The sequence below is a fragment of the Pseudoalteromonas sp. Z9A5 genome (genome assembly GCF_011378875.1).
Lineage (GTDB): Bacteria > Pseudomonadota > Gammaproteobacteria > Enterobacterales > Alteromonadaceae > Pseudoalteromonas.
In genome coordinates this window covers 143,421-161,180 of sequence record NZ_WTLC01000003.1, presented here as the reverse complement: position 1 = coordinate 161,180, position 17,760 = coordinate 143,421, and the positions used below count along the sequence as shown (strand labels likewise).

Genomic DNA, 17,760 nt, shown 5'->3' with positions numbered 1-17,760 from the left:
AAATTGCTATATAATACCTCGGCCTTGTCTGAGGTATTTTTTTGTCTATTTTTTATTAGAGGATTATATTGATGTTTTATGATTTAGCTCGCCGCTTTATGTTCACCCGTGATGCGGAGTGGGCACATGAATTTGCTCTTAATAATCTTCGTCGTTTTGCAAATACACCTTTAAACGTAGCATGGTCGCAAAGTGTTGCAGACAGACCTGTAAATTTTTTAGGTCTCGAATTTAAAAACCCAGTAGGGCTTGCCGCCGGGCTTGATAAAAATGCTGAATGTATAGATGCATTTAGCCAAATGGGTTTTGGTTTTATTGAAGTCGGTACCGTAACACCACGACCTCAAGTAGGTAATGACAAACCGCGTATTTTCAGACTTCCAGAGTCAAATGCGATTATTAATAGAATGGGCTTTAATAATAAAGGTGTTGATAATTTAGTTTCTAATGTGAAAGCCGCAAAATATAAAGGTGTGTTAGGCATTAATATAGGTAAAAATAAAGACACACCTAACGAACAAGGCAAAGATGATTACATTCACTGTATGCGTAAAGTGTTTGAACGCGCATCTTATATTACAGTAAATATCTCCTCGCCAAATACGCCAGGTCTGCGTGATTTACAGTATGGTGCAGCGCTTGATGATTTACTGCAAAGCCTGAAAAATGAACAGCTCGATTTAATTGCAAAACACAATAAACAAGTACCAATGCTCGTAAAAATAGCGCCAGATCTTGATCAAATTCAAATAGAGCAAGTAAGTGAATCATTATTGAATAATAATATTGATGGTGTAATTGCAACAAATACGACCTTAGAACGTAGTGCTGTTATTGGTCAGCAATATGCAGATGAAGCTGGTGGTTTATCTGGACACCCTGTAAGAATGCGCTCTACAGAAGTAGTAAGTGAGTTAAAACGCTTAACTCAAGGCAAGCTTCCTATTATTGGTGTTGGCGGTATTGATGATGCTGCATCGGCAAAAGAAAAGATGGATGCAGGCGCTGATTTGGTACAAGTTTATACTGGGTTCATATATAAAGGTCCACAATTAGTCAAATCGATCCTGAACGGCTTATAAGGATCAGTTATCTAAGCTTTTGATCGTTCGATAAATGTTCTAAGTAAACATATATCTAATGGTTAAAAGCAGTTATACTCTAAGCTTATTGTATTATAAAAATTATTTAACTAAGCAAGGAGGAGTATATGTTACAAGCATCTAAGCAATGGCAATGGATTACTTGCTCTAATACTAATCGCTTATTGCTTGATTTGAATGATGATATGCAATTATGTACTCCTTATAAATTAAGGCAACTAACTGATTCTGTATTTAAAAATCCTTATTTTAGTATTGAAGATGCTGCATTTTATGAACAAGTATATAATTACTTGGCAGGGTTTGAAATTTGGAATTCAGCCCAAGTATGCCAAATATCGCTAAATGCAACAGCTGTGAAGTACCACTTAAAGCCGGTTTTAGCCAAAAGTTGGTTTTTTAAAGAATATACTGGCTCAGAACCAAGTGTTGAAGCTGTTATAAAATTAACATCTAAAGTACAGTCTGGTGATTTTTTAATTGTAGAGCATTGCCCTGATGCGTCTATTTGTTTAAATTTAAGTGAAAATTTCAAACTTGATGAAAATTTATCATTAGCACAGTTTGAAGTTATTCGTATTTTGAATAATCGTGTACATCCTATCCTAAATCAGCAATATCAAAGCCAAACCGCCTAACCAAATTTACCTTATAAGCGTGTGTTTATGGCGTGTTTGTATGCCAACCTATGTTATAATCCTGCGCAATTAGCTATTAAGGGTTATTACTTTGCAATTTATCGCACTTACTTCTATCGGAATCGAAAATTTATTGGTTGATGAACTAACAGAACTTGGCGCAACTGTGTCTAAGCAAACTGTGGGTTCAGTTCGTTTTGAGGCTGACTCATTACTGGCGCAAAAGGTTTGTTTATCAAGTCGTTTTGCTACGCGTGTGCTTATGCTTATTGAAGAAAAAGAAGGCGTAGATGACAAAAGTAGCCTGTATAACTTTGCCCGCTCGCAACCTTGGCAAGAATGGTTTGGACCAACGCAAACATTCGCAGTTGATTTCAATGGTACTAACGACTCACTAAAAAATACACAGTTCTCTGGTCTTGTTATAAAAGATGCAATTGTTGATTATTTTAATGATTTATTTGAACAGCGCCCAAATGTTGATAAACAAGACGCTAACGTACGAGTTGTCGCTCGTTTAAATCGTTATGGCGTATCAATGTATATTGATTACTCTGGTCCGCGTTTATCTGAACGTGGTTACCGCCAAGGTCAAGGTAAAGCGCCTATTAAAGAGCATCTAGCTGCTGCATTAATTAAACGAAGTGGCTGGCTTGATAATGTAAAACAACCGTTATTTGATCCGTGTTGTGGTGCAGGTACTATTTTAATTGAAGCCGCAGGTATGGCGCGAAACGAAGCACCTGGTCTATTTCGTGAAGGGTTTGCTTTTGAGCGCCTACCTAGCTTTAGAGCTGTTAAGTTTCAAGAATTAAAAGAAGAGCTACTCGCCAATATAACTGATCCTAAATTATGGTTAATTGGTCATGATTATGACGCGCAAGTGTTAGGAAAAGCGATTGATAATGCCAAACGCGCTGAGCTTGATGATGTTATTAAATTTAAGCAAAGCGATGCAACTAAGCTAACCGCTGTTGCTAAACTACCAGGCGTAGTTATTTCTAACTTACCATACGGTGAGCGTATTGGTTCGATGGCTGAACTCGTTGATTTACACCGTAACTTAGGTGTTGGTTTCAAAAAGCATTTCAATCATTGGAAGCTTGCGTTATTAGGTATGGATGAAAGCTTATTTAAGCTTTTAAAACTGGTTCGTCTTAAGCGTTATAAGTTTAAAAATGGTCCATTAGATGTTGAACTTAACTTATATCAATTAGATGATAAGCAAGTAAGCTTAACTACAGATGATAAAAAAGCCCTTAATTTTGAAGGCTCAACGTCGTTTGCTAATCGTTTAAAAAAGAACAAGCAAGGTCTAAAAAACTGGCTTAAGCAAAATGAGATTAATGCTTATCGTGTTTATGAAGCCGATATTCCAGAGTACAACGTTGCTGTTGATATTTATGGCGATTCAGCTGTTATTTTTGAATATGCAGCACCTAAAGAAATTGATGAAAAAACCTCTGAAAAACGCTTACAAGATGTAATTAGCTTAACATCTCAGCAGCTTAAAATAGCGCCTGAAAATATAGCTGTAAAAGTGCGTAAAAAGCAAAAAGGCGAAGATCAATACACCGCAATGGCTAAACAAAACCGTACTATGGTTGTTGAAGAGTTTGGTGCTAAGTTTAAAGTAAACTTATTTGATTATTTAGACACCGGTTTATTTTTAGATCACCGTTTAATGCGACGTTATATTCAAGACAACGCCAAAGATAAACGCTTTTTGAACCTGTTTGCATACACTGGCACAGCCTCTGTACATGCTGCGTTAGGTGGTGCTAAAGCAATAACTACCGTCGATTTATCAAAAACTTATTTAAAATGGGGTCAAGACAACTTCGATTTAAATAATATCAATAATACGCGATACCGCTTTGAGCAAGCAGATTGTTTAAAATGGTTAGAGCACGCAACGTCACAGTACGATTTAATATTTTTAGATCCACCTACGTTCTCTAATTCAAAACGAATGAAAGATGCATTTGACGTTCAAAGCGATCATATTAAATTATTAACGTGGGTTAAAAAGATTTTAAGCCCATCAGGTACCTTAATTTTTTCTAATAACAAACGTGGCTTTGTAATGGATGAGGTTGGCTTAATTGGTTTAGGTTTAAAAGCCGTTAATATTTCAGATAAAACGTTATCACCTGATTTTAAACGTAATAAAAAAATTCATAATAGCTGGTTGATCACTCATGGCTAAGTGGATTTTATACCACACAGATGGTTGCCATTTATGCGAGCAAGCAGAGCAACTCATTATGCCGTTACTTGGTAATAGTAAGACACTATTACCAATTGATATTATGACTGATGAGCAGCTTATTGCTGAGTATCAAATCAGTATTCCCGTATTAAAAAGTGAAAAAGGCGAGTTATTATTTTGGCCTTTTACCTCACACACTGTGCGTGAATTTTTAGCGCAAACAGAATAAGAGTAAATAAGAACTATGGATTTAATTAGAATTTTAAAAGCACAACTTGCTTTTGGTACTCATGCTTTACTTAACAAAGCAGATGCAGTGATTGAAAGTGGCGAACGAGTGTGTGTTGTAGGTCGAAATGGTGCAGGTAAGTCAACTCTATTAAAAGTGCTTGATGGCGAAGTTGTATTAGATGATGGTGAAATAAATCAGCTAGGTGGGATCCGAGTTTCTCGTTTAGAACAAGATCCACCAAAAGGCGCAAATGGCACTGTATTTGATTATGTTGCGCAAGGTATGCCTGAAATTGCTAACTTATTGATTGATTTCCATCATGTAAGTAATGAGCTTCAAACAGAGTGTAACGATAAGTTATTAAATAAACTTGAGCGTTTATCAAACCAATTAGAAGCAGTTGACGGCTGGCGCTTTGATAGCCGTATTCAACTAGTTTTGACACAATTAGAACTAACGCCAGAAGCTAAATTAGAATCTCTTTCAGGTGGTTGGTTACGTAAAGTGGCACTTGCACGTGCACTCGTTAGTGAACCTGATTTATTACTACTTGATGAGCCAACAAACCATTTAGACATGGCAAGCGTAATGTGGCTTGAGCAATTTTTAAAAGAGTTTAAAGGCGGAATCGTATTTATATCGCATGACCGTGCGTTTATTCGTGCTGTTGCTACGCGTATTTTAGATTTAGACCGTGGTAAGCTTATTTCGTACCCTGGTGATTACGCTACGTACTTAGAGCAAAAAGCCCATGATTTAAAAGTAGAAGAAAGCCAAAATGCATTGTTCGATAAGCGTTTAGCCGAAGAAGAAACGTGGATTCGCCAAGGCGTTAAAGCACGAAGAACCCGTAATGAAGGTCGAGTTCGTGAGTTAAAACAGCTTCGTACGGAGCGTAAACAACGTGTTGATCAAGTTGGTAAAACTGATTTCAATATTGAAACGGCTGACCGCTCTGGTAAGTTAGTATTTGAAGCTAAGCATCTTTGTCATGCATTTAAAGACAAAGTTATTGCTGATGACTTTTCTACACTTGTAATGCGCGGCGACAGAATTGGCTTAGTCGGTCCAAATGGTATTGGTAAAACAACATTATTAAAATTAATGTTTGGCGATTTAGTGCCAGACAGCGGTGAGACTAAGCAGGGTGTTAATTTAGAGTTTGCTTACTTTGACCAATATCGTGAAAAACTTGATGAAGAAGCCACTGTTCAAGATAACGTTGCTGAAGGCAAACAAGAAGTAATGATGGGTGGGCGCTCGCGTCATGTTTTAGGTTACCTACAAGACTTCTTATTTCCGCCAGCCCGCGCTCGTACTCCAGTTAAAGCACTCTCTGGTGGTGAAAAGAACAGATTACTATTAGCTAAATTGTTTTTAAAACCATCTAATATTCTTGTTCTCGATGAGCCTACGAATGATTTGGACATTGAAACACTTGAGTTATTAGAGGATATAATTAATCAATATCAAGGTACTGTGCTGATAGTAAGCCATGACCGTGAATTTATTGATAATACATGTTCGAGTGTTTGGGCATTTGAAGGTAATGGTAAAGTTACTGATATTGTTGGTGGTTACAGCGATTACGAAGCTTATGTTAACTACTTAGCCGAACAAGAAAAAAAAACTCAACAGCAACCAGTAAAAAAGGTTGAAAAAGTAGTCGCTCCTGTAGCTAAACCTGCAGCTAAGGCAAATAAACTTTCTTACAAATTAAAGCTTGAATTAGAGCAACTACCAAATAAAATGGAAAAACTTGAGGCTGATATTGAAGCTCAACAAGCTGTAGTTAGTAATTCAGACTTTTTTAAACAAGAAAGTGATGTAACTACTAAAGCATTGAACCATTTAGCACAACTTGAGTCTGACCTTGAAGCTGCCCTTGAGCGCTGGGAAGAACTTGAAGAATTACAGAATCAGTAGTAAGGATTAAAATGAAATATAAATTACTCGCTGCCAGTATTTTAGCAACACTGAGTACATCAGCAATAAGTGCAACATACCAATTAACTGAATTAGGTACACTTGAAGGTGCTAAACATTCTTACGTTACTGATGTAAGTGAAAGCGGGCATATGATCGGTGCAGCAAATGGTTTGTATAATCTGCCAATCGACACTAGTTACATAGACTTTACAGAAAATGTTGTCGAAAGTGCTTACTCAAGTGAAGAAAATGCTTTTGAGTTAAGTGATAAAGTAATTACTTTCACTTTAGATGATATAGAAAACAATAATGCGGTTGATAATAACCCAGATGCTCATGATTTTATGGTTAGCTTTTTAGGTAGTAGTACTCTAGGAATCACATCAAACTTTGAGTATCAAAAATTAAGTTCATTAGTGGGTGTAATCTACAACAATGATAGCGTAGCTGAGCAACCATTATTTGATGTTGCTTCAGTTGATTATGATGGATTAACCCGCTCAAACACTAATTTTTATAATGCGGTAAGTGAAGATGGTGTCTCTGTAGGTTGGGGTAGCGCGCCTTATGATAAAGTGCTGTTTACACCTGATGATGAAGATGATGCCGAAACATGGTTTACTCATGAATTTATTGAACGTGGAATGGTCGTTAGTGCCGATGGCTTACAAGTACCTTTAGTACCAGAGTTTAATGAGTATGGCGGTACAAGCCGCGCAAACGATATTATTAAAACGAATAGTGGTTATACGGTTGTTGGCAATGTATCTATAGATATACCAGAAGATAGATTAGAAAACATAGACGATAATTGTGATAACGAAGATGAACCGACTTCTGTTTGTATTAACTTATTAAATTCATCAGCAAGCGTATTTAATAAACGAGCTGTTAAATGGGAACTGGATGAGTTTTTAAATATTAACTCTACCGAGATTCTAGGCTTAGCTTTTGCTCCTGATGAAGATGAAACAGAGAACGATGCTTACACGAGTACTGCACTAGCTATAAATGAAAATGGCACTGTAGTTGGCTCATCTCACACTCGTTATTACAATAACGATAGTACTATCATAACTATGCCAGTGTATTTTAAAGATGGAAATGTAATTGATTTTATTGATCAAGAAGATGATTGGATATCTGGTAAATCATTAGCTATAAATGATAATGAAGTTATTGCAGGTTATGCAGTTAAATTTATTGAAGGCTCGCAAAGAAGTCAGTTCTTTTATCATGACATTAATACTGGCAGCACAGTCTTTCCTACAGGTTACTTCTCGAGTTCAAGTTCTTATGGTAACGATATAAATAACCAAGGTTACATTGTTGGTGAAGGCGAAGTAGGTGTTTCTGATAATACTCGTCGTAAAGAAGCATTTATTTATAAGATTGGTGAAGACAAAATCACCAATTTAAATGACTTACTACCATGTTTTGAATCTGATGGTGAAACTAGTTATGCTTATACTATGGCTGAGGCTAAAGTAATTAATGAAAATAACGAAATTTTTGGTGTAGCTACAAAAACCGTTGAAAAACGAGATACGCTAGGTGGCATTGTTACCGACGTTAATGGCAATACTGAATTTGAAAGTGTGGCTGTTGCAGTAAAACTTACCCCTATTGCTAATGGTGAAGTAGATAGTTGTTCTGTTGCTGAGCTTGAAGAAAATGAGCGTAGCTCTGCAAGCTTCCCTTGGTATACATTATTTTTATTACCACTGGTTGGTTTAAGACGTATATTTCGTTTTTAAATTATTAAATAATAAATATAAAAAAACCCAACTTTAATAAGTTGGGTTTTTTTTCGTCTATAGTAATTAGAATGTAATTAACATTAAACTAATTACTTAGTGCGCGTTGACCACGCTTTGATAACAGAGCGTCGCCAAATTATATCAATACCAAAATAACCGATGATTGAAGCAATAGAAGCACACACTAGTGAGCCTAGTAAAAATGCTGGACCAATAGTCTCTATACTTTCTAAAAACCAAGACCAACTAGCTTCAAAAACAAAGTGCTGCTCAGGTTGATTTAGTATTAATGTACCAACGAGATACGAGCCGTAAAAAATAGGTGGCATAGTTAAGGGGTTAGTAAGCCAAACTAGCGCGACAGATATAGGAAGGTTAACTCTAAATACAATTGCAAAAGCGGCCGCTAAAACCATTTGAAAAGGAACAGGGATGAAAGCAAAGAATAACCCAACAGCAAAAGCGCCACGTGCAGAGCGTCTGTTTAAGTGCCAAAGATTTGCGTCCTGCAAAAGATGTCCAAAAATTCTTAGTGATTTATGATGTCTAATTTTATTTGGATTAGGTAAAAATCTTTGGATCGTTTTTTTAGCCATTTAAAGCAACCATTTACATCAGTGTGGATAAGTCTTGGGTTTGTAATTGGGTGTATTGCAACCGTATTTTATTATCAGACCCTTGAATTTACAGTATTCACAATTTCTATCCTTATTGTGAGCGCTTATTTTAAGCCGTTTTTAAACGTATTGTTAGGCTTTATTTGCTCTATTTGTTGTATAGCACTACATTTTTATTTTTTTTATGATTTCGGCGCTCAAATTTCGAATGAAAAGTACACATATCAAACAAAACTGATAGTTGAAGATGTTATTTCAGATAAGCGGCCTCAGTATATAAAAGCCAAAATATTAACATTGGATGACAAAAGCTATTCGTATTTTAGAGCACCGAATGCAATGTTGAGTGTGAATTCGGAACAACTACTATCAGTTGGTGATACTTTTGATGCAACAATCCATTTAAAGTCTTTTCGAAGTAATAAAAATTTTAATGTTTTTGATAATGAGCGGTATGCGTTTACTCAAAAAATATTTTTTAAAGGTAAGGTTTTAAATAAGCAATTAGCTATCACTTATAAAAAAGAACACAGCCGTGTGTTTGGTTACCGTAAATTCATTCAAACAACATATAAAAACACGCAGCTTCAATGGCTTTATTATGCGTTACTTACTGGTGATAAATCACTGATGAGTTTTGATAATAAGCAATTAATGCAATCTCTTGGTTTAAGTCACTTACTAGCTATATCGGGGTTGCACATAGGACTTATTTTTGGTTTTGGATATATAACAACGCGATTTTTATTTAAAAAGATCAATTACGTAGGAAATCAGACAAAAAATTTATCTATTATTTATAGTTTTGTAGGTTTTGTAACCGCTTTTATTTATGTTTATTTAAGTGATTTTTTAGTTTCAGCCACACGGGCATTGATTATGTTAGGCTGTTATTTATTGCTATATTTTTTAGCTAAACAGCCATTGCGATGGCGCAGCATTTTATTTGCGCTTGTAATTGTGTTGCTCATAAACCCCTTTAATGTATTAAACCCTGGACTGTATTTTTCATTTTTAGCTGTCGCTATTATTTTTATAGTCGTAAATAAAATCCCTGTTTTAAATACGTCATTTTTAAACAAAATTATAGCTTTAGTTTTGATTCAAATAGCTTTGTTTATTGGGTTAATGCCATTGTCACTCTACTTTTTTAATGGTGTTAGTTTAGCTGGTTTAGTGTTGAATTTAATCGCTATTCCATTATTGTCTTTTATTATCATGCCCATGCTAATTATAATTACACTAATAAGTAGTGTGTTGGATATGAGTATTCTTATATGGATATTAGATAACAGCCTTAATTATTTATTTAAATTACTTGTAATGATTCCAGATCATTTAAGTTGGATAAGCGCAGATGAAATTAGTTCCTCGCTTGTTGTTTTTTCGTATATAACCATCTTAATATTCTATTTATTACCTTACAGATGGTTGGCATTTATTCCATTAAGCACCTTATTAATAAATTATTTATTGACAGAAAAACCTCACTGGCAGTTGCATGTTTTTGATGTTGGTCATGGTTTAATGATACTGCTCGAAAAAGATAAAAATGCTCTAGTATATGATTTTGGACCGAGTTACTTTAACCGTTTTAGCCGAACTCGCAGTATTTTGCTGCCCTACATTCAAGCAAATAAATTAATTGTTTCTACTTCAATTTTGAGCCATGAAGACAATGATCATGCCGGTGGGGTTGATCATTTTATCGATGCTGGCTTTGCACTGAGTTTTAAACAGTTTCACCCTGATAATTTACAAAGCGTGTGTAAAGTAATCACAGCTAACTTTTATGGATTAATAGTTGAAAGTTATAAAACGACTGGATTTGGTAATGAAAATGATGACTCATGTGTAGTTAGAATATCAGATGGAAATTACAGTGTTTTATTAACGGGTGACATTTCTAAACAACGAGAAGCGCAACTACTAAAAGGTGGTTATTTACTTCAAAGCACTGTAATGCTTAGTCCGCATCATGGTAGTGATACTTCTTCGAGTAAGGCTTTTATAGATAAGGTGAATCCAAAAATAGTTATTCACTCAAGTGCTTATCAAGGGCAGTGGGGTTTTCCTAAAGACGAAGTTGTAGCACGGTATAATAAAATTAATGCCAAGCAATATAGTACAGGTAAGCAGGGGCAAATTAGTATTAAGTTTTATAGTAGTGATATTAGCGTGATAACTGCAAGACAACAGGAAAGTTATTGGTTTATTAAAGATTGACGTTTTGTTTTATCGCCCCTGAGGATACAATAGAGACTGTAATTGTATAAAGAGAGTGTTATGGATCAAAGTACTACACAAATTTATAAACGACTTGTTTCTTACGTTGGTGCGTATAAGTCTGTCGCCTTCGTCGCTATTATAGGAATGATAGGGTATTCAGGTATGGATGCTTTGTTTATTCAGTTAATGAAGCCATTTATAGATGAAGGACTGAATCAGAGAAATGCTGATGTATTAAAATATGCCCCATTTGTGGTTATTGCTTTGGTAATAGGGCGTGGTATTTTTAACTTTATGTCGTCATATTGTTTAAGCTATGTAGGCTCACAAGTTGTACGATCTCTTCGTCAAGAATTATTCGAACACATTTTACATTTACCTGTTTCTTTTCATGATAAAAACTCAACGGGCGATTTAATTTCTAAAATTACGTTTGATACAGAACAGGTTCAACAGGCAATAACTAAAGCGTTGCTAATCGTTGTTCGAGAAGGGGCATTTGTTGTCTTTTTACTTGCTCTTATGTTTTACACTAGCTGGAAATTGTCACTGATATTTTTAGTGATTATTCCATTAGTGGCTATTATTGTTGCCGTCGTTTCTAAACGTTTTCGCCATATATCAAAAAACATTCAATCGGCTATGGGGCAAGTTACCCGTAGTTCAGAACAAATGCTGAGCGGGCATAAAGTTATTCATGGGTTTGGTGGGCAAGACCAAGAAATAAGTAAATTTTCTAAAATTAATAATCATAACCGCCAGCAACGCATTAAAATGGATGCAACCAAAGCGCTAAGTGTGTCTATTATTCAAATACTCGCTGCAAGTGCAATGGCGGTTATTTTATGGGTGGTATCAATGCCTTCCATGATTGATACGATAAGCTCTGGTGATTTTGTGGTTTTGATATCATCGATGATGATGTTGCTGCGTCCACTAAAACAACTTGCTAATGTTAATAGCGATATGCAACGTGGCATTTCTGCATCTCAAAGCATATTTTTAATACTGGATGAAAATGTTGAAAAAGATACCGGCACAGTCGCGGTTGATAAAGTTAAAGGTATTATTGAAATAAAAAATGTTACCTTTAAATATCCAACTAAAAACGAACCTGTATTAAATGATTTATCACTTTCGATAAAAGCAGGTGAAAGTATTGCATTAGTGGGGCGCTCTGGTTCTGGTAAGTCAACAATTTCTAATTTATTACCTCGTTACTATGACTTAGAGTTACCGAGTGAAATTTTACTTGATGGTATTGCTTTGCACGATTATAAATTAGCTGATTTACGCCGCCAGTTTGCATTAGTTTCTCAACAAGTTGTTTTATTTAACGATACTATTGCTAACAATATTTGTTACGGTATAAAAGGTGATGTAAGCCCTCAAAAGCTAGAACAAGTTGCTAAGCAAGCCCATGTTTGGGAGTTTGTTAAAGACCTTCCTGATAAATTAAATACCATGGTAGGCGAAAATGGGGTGATGCTTTCGGGTGGACAACGCCAGCGTATTGCTATTGCACGTGCAATACTCAAAGATGCACCCATTTTAATTTTAGATGAAGCAACATCAGCACTCGATACAGAATCTGAAAAGCTTATTCAGCAAGCACTTGAAACTTTAATGAAAAATAAAACGTCAATTGTTATAGCGCATCGTTTATCTACTATTGAAAACAGTGACCGAATTTACGTTATAGATAACGGGCGTGTTATAGAAAGTGGCGACCATAATGCCCTACTTGCAAAAGAAGGTACTTATTCTGCTTTATGTAAAATGCAATTTGGCGACCAGGCGTGAGTAGAATAGAGCAAAGTTGGTATAAGCCATTTAGTATTATTACTTTACTACTTTTGCCTTTATCAGCTTTATTTTGGCTTATATCTGTACTGCGTAAATATTTTTACGCCGTTGGAATAGTAAAACAATTTATAAGTAAAACCCCCATTATAGTTGTTGGTAATATTAGTGTTGGTGGCAATGGTAAAACGCCATTTGTACTATGGCTTTATAAATATTTAACTCAGCAAGGCTTATCAGTCGGTATTATTAGTAGAGGTTATGGGGGGCGAGCTAACCATTACCCTTTATTAGTAACAGATCAAGTTGATACCATTGAAGCGGGAGATGAACCTGTTCTTTTATATCATCGTTTAAAATGCCCAATTGCTGTTGGCCCAAATAGACAACACAATATTGAATTGTTAGAGCGTGAATACAAACTAGACGTTATTATTTCAGACGATGGTATGCAGCATTATAAAATGGCACGTAGTATTGAGTGTTGTATTGTTGATAGTGAACGTCGATTTGGTAACGGGTTTTTAATGCCTGCAGGACCACTACGTGAGACCGTAAAGCGCTTAAAAAGTGTTGATTTAATTATTGAAAATGGTGGAAACAGCACTAGCCACTACACATTACAAGTAAGCCCATTAAAAGCCGTGAGTGATTCATTACCATTAGTAAATTCAATTACTAGCGCTCACTCTGTATGTGCGATTGGTAATCCTAAGCGTTTTGAAAACTCATTAGAAGCACAAGGGATTACGCTATTATCGACTCATCATTTTAGAGATCATTATGCATATACAGCAGACGACTTTATTCAATTTGGTGATGATAATGTGCTAATGACTGAAAAAGATGCAGTAAAATGTAAAGGTTTCGCAAAATCTAATTGGTATTATTTACCTGTTGATGCTCAACCTACTGATGCTGTAATTAACAAATTAAATTCATTATTAAAAGAAAAAGGGATCCTAAATGGCCTTTGATACAAAGTTACTCGAAATAATAGCTTGCCCAGTAGGCAAGGGTAAATTACGTTTTGATAAAGAAAATAACGAGCTAATTAGCACTGCTGCTAAACTGGCCTACCCTGTACAAGATGATATTCCTGTCTTACTTGAAAATGAAGCACGCGAGCTATCCTTAGAAGAGGTTGAAAAGTGGAATTCGTAGTTATAATTCCTGCACGTTTTGCATCAACTCGTTTGCCAGGTAAGCCACTTGCTGATATTTGTGGTAAACCGATGATTCAGCACGTTTATGAAAAAGCATGTTTATCAGGAGCCAGTAAAGTTGTTATTGCAACTGATCATCAAAATGTTTTTGATGCTGTGAGCTTATTTACGAATGATGTTTTAATGACACGTGATGATCATCAATCTGGTACTGAACGTTTGGCTGAAGTTGTTGACTTATTAAATCTTGATAGCAGTACAATTGTTGTTAATGTTCAGGGTGATGAGCCATTGCTTGCGCCAGAAAACGTATCGCAAGTTGCAAATCTTTTAAATGATTCAACAGCTCCAATGGCAACTTTAAGTGTTGCTATTGAAGAGCAAGATGAAGTCTTTAATCCAAACGCGGTTAAAGTTGTTAGTGATATAAATAAAAATGCACTTTACTTCTCACGCGCTAGTATTCCTTTCAATAGAAATGCAATGATGAATGAGAACAGTGAACTTGATTTAGCTTCATTTCAACGTCATGTAGGTATTTATGCATACAGGGCAGGCTTTATTAAACAGTATATTGAATTGAGTGTATCGCCACTTGAGTTACTTGAGTCATTAGAGCAACTACGGGTAATTTATCATGGTTATAGTATTAAAATAGAGCAAGCAAAAATAAGTCCGCATGCTGGTGTAGATACACTTGAAGATTTAGCAAAGGTTATTGCGCATATTCAAAGTAAAAATAAGTGATTAATACACAAACCAAGCACTTAAAAATCGTTTATACGCATAATGATTTTTATATTTTAGAAAAGCCTGCAGGTCTTAATTTTCATTCTGAAGATGGTCCTGGTTTTGTTGTTTTAGCTGAGCAGCAATTATCACAAAAGCTTTATGCGGTTCATCGTCTAGATAAAGTAACATCTGGTCTTATTATCTTAGCCCGAAATAAAGTAGCAGCCGCTACTTTTACAACGCTTTTTACTGAGCATGCAATTAATAAATTTTATTTAGCGATTAGCGATGCAAAGCCGAAAAAAAAGCAAGGCTGGATAAAAGGCGATATGGCTAAATCTCGTCGCGGTTCATTTAAGTTACTAACAACTAAGCTTAACCCTGCAATTACTCGATTTTACTCTTTGAGCTATAAACCAGGATTTAGAGGTTATATTTTAAAACCTTACTCTGGTAAAACACATCAACTAAGAGTGGCATTAAAAAGTATTGGCTCAGCTATTTTAGGTGATGCAATGTATGCAGGTACGCCATCAAATCGTACCTATTTACATGCATATGCATTGCGCTTTTTATGGCAGGGTGAACAACTGCAATTTACTTTATTGCCCGATAGCGGCGATGAATATTTGGCATTAATTAAACATCAAGATTTTCAAGCATGGCTATCGCCATGGCAACTGGACTGGTAAATGAGCGAAAAAGTTACAGATATACGTTTTGGTGGTATTAAACGTTTATATGGTCATCAACAGTTTGAATGGCTTCAAAATGCACATTTTTGTGTTGTAGGTATTGGTGGTGTAGGAAGCTGGACTGCTGAGGCACTTGCCCGTACTGGTGTAGGCAAAATGACACTTATTGATTTGGATGATATTTGCGCCACTAACGTAAACAGGCAAATTCATGCGCTAACTGGCACTATTGGTCAAGCGAAAGTGGATGCAATGAAAGCACGGTGTGAGCTTATAAATCCAGATTGCCAAATTAGTGTAATAGATGATTTTATTACACTTGAAAATATCCAAGAGCATATTCAAGGCTTTGATTATGTAATAGATTGTATTGATGCAGTTAAAGAAAAAGCAGCATTAATTGCTCACTGTAAACGTAACAAACTACCAATAATTACAACAGGCGGTGCTGGCGGACAAACAGATCCTAGCCAAATAACGTTTGGAGATGTAGCCAAAACCACTCAAGACCCGTTATTAGCTAAAGTACGTTATATTCTTCGTAAACAATATAATTTTAGCAGTAACCCAAAGCGTAAATTTAACATCGATTGCGTATACTCAACCGAGCAACTGGTTTACCCAGGAAGTGATGGCAGTGTGTGTCATGCCAAGCAAAGTGCAGACGGTACTATGAACATGGACTGTAATAATGGCTTTGGATCGGTAACAATGATCACTGGTAGCTTTGGTTTTTTTGTAGCGGCTAAAGCAGTGCGTAAATATTTAGATAAAAAACAACGTATAGCTTTAAATAACCAAGCTTAAATAATAATTATTTTTTAATTCACTATTTTTCTAGGGCTAGTGCTAAAAAATAGTGAATTGATGTGGATTTTTTATTAATTGATTATATTAAAGTGTTTTTTGTTGAGCCATGATTTTAATTTTTTCGACTATGGCTTTTACACCATTCCCTCTAGAAGGGCTTAGGTGGCTAATTAGCCCCAACTTTTCAAATTCTTCATAAGCGTCAACTTTTATTACTTGCTCAGGAGTTAAACCGTTATAAAGGGCTAATATTAACGCTAATAAACCTTTTACAATACGTGTATCTGAATCACCTATAACGACTAGCGCATTTTCAGTTAAGTCAAATTCCACAAACATCCACACTTTACTTTCACACCCAGGCACAAGAGCGTCATCTATTTTTAATTCATCAGGTAGTAAGGGTAACGTTTTACCTAATAGCATTATTTCACGATATTTTTGCTGCCATGTAGAAGCATTTTTTATTGAATCAGTTACCTGGTTAAACGTATTTGTCATTAGTTATCCAAATTTAGTCTAAAAGCGCGATACATTCACGCAATGCATTGATGAATTTATCGACATCATCACAATTATTATAGAATGCAAAGCTAGCCCTAAGGGTACCATTTAACCCTAAATGAGCCATTAAAGGCTGCGTACAATGATGACCAGCTCTTATTGCCACCCCGTAACCGTCAAGCAAAGTTGCCAAATCGTAGGGATGTTCATCTTTATAATTAAAACATAGGGTGCCGATGTTGTTATTTAAGTCACTATATACTGTTATTCCATCAATTTTTTTAAGTTTTTCAGCTGCATATTTAAATATATTTTGTTCATGCTTGATGATTTCATCGTAATTTAACTGTGTTAAATAATTAAGTGCAGCACCAAAGCCTAATACGCCGGCTATATTTGGAGTACCAGATTCGAATTTAGCTGGGGCATCACGATAAGTGCTGTGTGTCATTGTAACGGTTTGAATCATCTCTCCACCAGTCTGATAGGGAGTTAAGCTATTTAAAAGCTCATAACGACCATACAAGCCGCCTAATCCTGTTGGACCTAACATTTTGTGAGCAGAGAAAACATAAAAGTCACAATTAAGCGCTTTTAAATTTGGTCTTAAATGCATAGCACTTTGGGCTCCATCAATTAAAACCAATGACCCGATTGCTTTGGCACATGTAATTAAAGGGCTTAAATCAGTAATATTCCCAAGCGCATTAGATGCATGAGTAATAGCGATTAGCTTAGGTTTATTTTTTTCAATAAACTCACAGCACCGAGTAATATTAAAAGTACCGTCCTCATTTAAAGGCATTATGGCGAGCTTAGCTCCAGCTTGTTGTGCCAATACTTGCCATGGAACAATGTTAGCGTGGTGCTCTACAGGCGTAATTATTATTGTATCGCCAGTTATAATCTGATTTTTTATACCGTTAGCTATAAGGTTAATTGATTCTGTTGCGCCTTTTGTCCAAACAATTTCCTTACTTTGCACCCCAAAATAGTCAGCTGTCTGGGTTCGAACGTCCTCATATAATAGGGTTGCATTTTCACTCAAGAAATGACGGCCGCGATGTACATTTGCATTTTTAGTCGTGTAAAAATCAACGGTAGTATCGATAACGCATTGAGGTTTTTGCGTTGTAGCACCCGAATCTAAATAAACAAGTGGTTGATTGTTTACAGTTTGATTTAAGGTAGGGAAGTCACTTCGGATTTTATTTATATCAAACTCTAGAGCAGGCATTAGTTAATCAACGTTGTCATTTTAGGGGGAGAATTGTAGCCACTTTAAGATTATTCTCAAGTATCTAATAATAAAAAAGGCCGCAAATGCGAC

The 17,760-nt window shown here is 35.7% G+C and carries 16 protein-coding genes; 13 read left to right on the top strand and 3 right to left on the bottom strand.

Features of this window, described 5'->3' with window-relative positions; translation table 11 throughout:
• Positions 1 to 71 precede the first annotated feature (71 nt).
• The 6 genes from pyrD to GQR56_RS03240 all read left to right on the top strand — a co-directional run bounded on the left by pyrD (position 72) and on the right by GQR56_RS03240 (position 7,871).
• Positions 72 to 1,082, top strand: a complete 1,011-nt coding sequence (pyrD, locus tag GQR56_RS03265) for a quinone-dependent dihydroorotate dehydrogenase (RefSeq protein WP_166109138.1) — start codon at positions 72 to 74, stop codon at positions 1,080 to 1,082.
• A 128-nt stretch (positions 1,083 to 1,210) separates the two neighbouring features.
• Positions 1,211 to 1,741, top strand: a complete 531-nt coding sequence (locus tag GQR56_RS03260) for a cell division protein ZapC (RefSeq protein WP_024609838.1) — start codon at positions 1,211 to 1,213, stop codon at positions 1,739 to 1,741.
• Between the two features lie 91 nt (positions 1,742 to 1,832).
• On the top strand, positions 1,833 to 3,950 hold the full coding sequence (gene rlmKL / locus GQR56_RS03255; protein ID WP_166109137.1) for a bifunctional 23S rRNA (guanine(2069)-N(7))-methyltransferase RlmK/23S rRNA (guanine(2445)-N(2))-methyltransferase RlmL: 2,118 nt from the start codon (positions 1,833 to 1,835) through the stop codon (positions 3,948 to 3,950).
• Positions 3,943 to 4,182, top strand: coding sequence for a glutaredoxin family protein (locus tag GQR56_RS03250; RefSeq protein ID WP_024609837.1), 240 nt, complete (start codon positions 3,943 to 3,945; stop codon positions 4,180 to 4,182). Before rlmKL ends, GQR56_RS03250 begins: the two co-directional genes overlap by 8 nt.
• 15 nt (positions 4,183 to 4,197) lie before the next feature.
• Complete coding sequence (locus GQR56_RS03245; protein WP_024609836.1) at positions 4,198 to 6,111, top strand: ABC transporter ATP-binding protein; 1,914 nt, start codon at positions 4,198 to 4,200, stop codon at positions 6,109 to 6,111.
• An 11-nt stretch (positions 6,112 to 6,122) separates the two neighbouring features.
• Positions 6,123 to 7,871, top strand: coding sequence for a DUF3466 family protein (locus tag GQR56_RS03240; protein ID WP_166109136.1), 1,749 nt, complete (start codon positions 6,123 to 6,125; stop codon positions 7,869 to 7,871).
• A 92-nt stretch (positions 7,872 to 7,963) separates the two neighbouring features.
• Here GQR56_RS03240 and GQR56_RS03235 read toward each other — a convergent pair whose 3' ends face one another.
• Positions 7,964 to 8,470, bottom strand: coding sequence for a DUF2062 domain-containing protein (locus tag GQR56_RS03235; protein WP_024609834.1), 507 nt, complete (start codon positions 8,468 to 8,470; stop codon positions 7,964 to 7,966).
• Here GQR56_RS03235 and GQR56_RS03230 point away from each other — a divergent pair.
• From GQR56_RS03230 to tcdA, 7 genes are read left to right on the top strand one after another with little or no spacing between them, the layout of a single operon-like run.
• Positions 8,450 to 10,717 (top strand): DNA internalization-related competence protein ComEC/Rec2, encoded by a 2,268-nt coding sequence (locus tag GQR56_RS03230; protein WP_166109135.1) that lies wholly within the window; start codon positions 8,450 to 8,452, stop codon positions 10,715 to 10,717. The two genes, GQR56_RS03235 and GQR56_RS03230, sit on opposite strands and share 21 nt — an antisense overlap.
• A 60-nt stretch (positions 10,718 to 10,777) precedes the next feature.
• Positions 10,778 to 12,523 carry a lipid A export permease/ATP-binding protein MsbA gene (gene msbA / locus GQR56_RS03225; RefSeq protein WP_166109134.1) on the top strand — a complete coding sequence of 582 codons (1,746 nt, stop codon included), beginning with the start codon at positions 10,778 to 10,780 and terminating at the stop codon, positions 12,521 to 12,523.
• Positions 12,520 to 13,500 (top strand): tetraacyldisaccharide 4'-kinase, encoded by a 981-nt coding sequence (gene lpxK, locus GQR56_RS03220; RefSeq protein WP_166109133.1) that lies wholly within the window; start codon positions 12,520 to 12,522, stop codon positions 13,498 to 13,500. The genes msbA and lpxK overlap by 4 nt, the downstream gene beginning before the upstream one ends.
• The gene (locus GQR56_RS03215; protein WP_024612626.1) at positions 13,490 to 13,687 is read left to right on the top strand and encodes a Trm112 family protein; all 198 of its coding nucleotides are present in this window, start codon (positions 13,490 to 13,492) and stop codon (positions 13,685 to 13,687) included. The genes lpxK and GQR56_RS03215 overlap by 11 nt, the downstream gene beginning before the upstream one ends.
• Complete coding sequence (gene kdsB, locus GQR56_RS03210; protein WP_166109132.1) at positions 13,675 to 14,436, top strand: 3-deoxy-manno-octulosonate cytidylyltransferase; 762 nt, start codon at positions 13,675 to 13,677, stop codon at positions 14,434 to 14,436. Before GQR56_RS03215 ends, kdsB begins: the two co-directional genes overlap by 13 nt.
• Complete coding sequence (locus tag GQR56_RS03205; RefSeq protein WP_024612628.1) at positions 14,433 to 15,113, top strand: TIGR01621 family pseudouridine synthase; 681 nt, start codon at positions 14,433 to 14,435, stop codon at positions 15,111 to 15,113. Before kdsB ends, GQR56_RS03205 begins: the two co-directional genes overlap by 4 nt.
• Positions 15,114 to 15,923: a tRNA cyclic N6-threonylcarbamoyladenosine(37) synthase TcdA gene (tcdA, locus tag GQR56_RS03200; RefSeq protein ID WP_024612629.1), complete on the top strand. Its 810-nt coding sequence runs from the start codon at positions 15,114 to 15,116 to the stop codon at positions 15,921 to 15,923.
• A gap of 87 nt (positions 15,924 to 16,010) precedes the next feature.
• Here tcdA and GQR56_RS03195 read toward each other — a convergent pair whose 3' ends face one another.
• Together GQR56_RS03195 and GQR56_RS03190 are read right to left on the bottom strand one after the other, a co-directional pair.
• Positions 16,011 to 16,427, bottom strand: a complete 417-nt coding sequence (locus tag GQR56_RS03195; protein WP_024612630.1) for a SufE family protein — start codon at positions 16,425 to 16,427, stop codon at positions 16,011 to 16,013.
• 13 nt (positions 16,428 to 16,440) lie between these two features.
• The gene (locus GQR56_RS03190) at positions 16,441 to 17,667 is read right to left on the bottom strand and encodes a SufS family cysteine desulfurase (RefSeq protein WP_166109131.1); all 1,227 of its coding nucleotides are present in this window, start codon (positions 17,665 to 17,667) and stop codon (positions 16,441 to 16,443) included.
• Positions 17,668 to 17,760 lie beyond the last annotated feature (93 nt).

What these genes read in the sequence shown, in the direction of transcription:
- pyrD (WP_166109138.1), top strand. Translation starts at nt 72, where the DNA reads ATGTTTTATGATTTAGCTCGCCGCTTTATGTTCACCCGTGATGCGGAG.
- GQR56_RS03260 (WP_024609838.1), top strand. Translation starts at nt 1,211, where the DNA reads ATGTTACAAGCATCTAAGCAATGGCAATGGATTACTTGCTCTAATACT.
- GQR56_RS03250 (WP_024609837.1), top strand. Translation starts at nt 3,943, where the DNA reads ATGGCTAAGTGGATTTTATACCACACAGATGGTTGCCATTTATGCGAG.
- GQR56_RS03245 (WP_024609836.1), top strand. Translation starts at nt 4,198, where the DNA reads ATGGATTTAATTAGAATTTTAAAAGCACAACTTGCTTTTGGTACTCAT.
- GQR56_RS03240 (WP_166109136.1), top strand. Translation starts at nt 6,123, where the DNA reads ATGAAATATAAATTACTCGCTGCCAGTATTTTAGCAACACTGAGTACA.
- GQR56_RS03235 (WP_024609834.1), bottom strand. Translation starts at nt 8,470, where the DNA reads ATGGCTAAAAAAACGATCCAAAGATTTTTACCTAATCCAAATAAAATT.
- msbA (WP_166109134.1), top strand. Translation starts at nt 10,778, where the DNA reads ATGGATCAAAGTACTACACAAATTTATAAACGACTTGTTTCTTACGTT.
- GQR56_RS03215 (WP_024612626.1), top strand. Translation starts at nt 13,490, where the DNA reads ATGGCCTTTGATACAAAGTTACTCGAAATAATAGCTTGCCCAGTAGGC.
- tcdA (WP_024612629.1), top strand. Translation starts at nt 15,114, where the DNA reads ATGAGCGAAAAAGTTACAGATATACGTTTTGGTGGTATTAAACGTTTA.
- GQR56_RS03195 (WP_024612630.1), bottom strand. Translation starts at nt 16,427, where the DNA reads ATGACAAATACGTTTAACCAGGTAACTGATTCAATAAAAAATGCTTCT.
- GQR56_RS03190 (WP_166109131.1), bottom strand. Translation starts at nt 17,667, where the DNA reads ATGCCTGCTCTAGAGTTTGATATAAATAAAATCCGAAGTGACTTCCCT.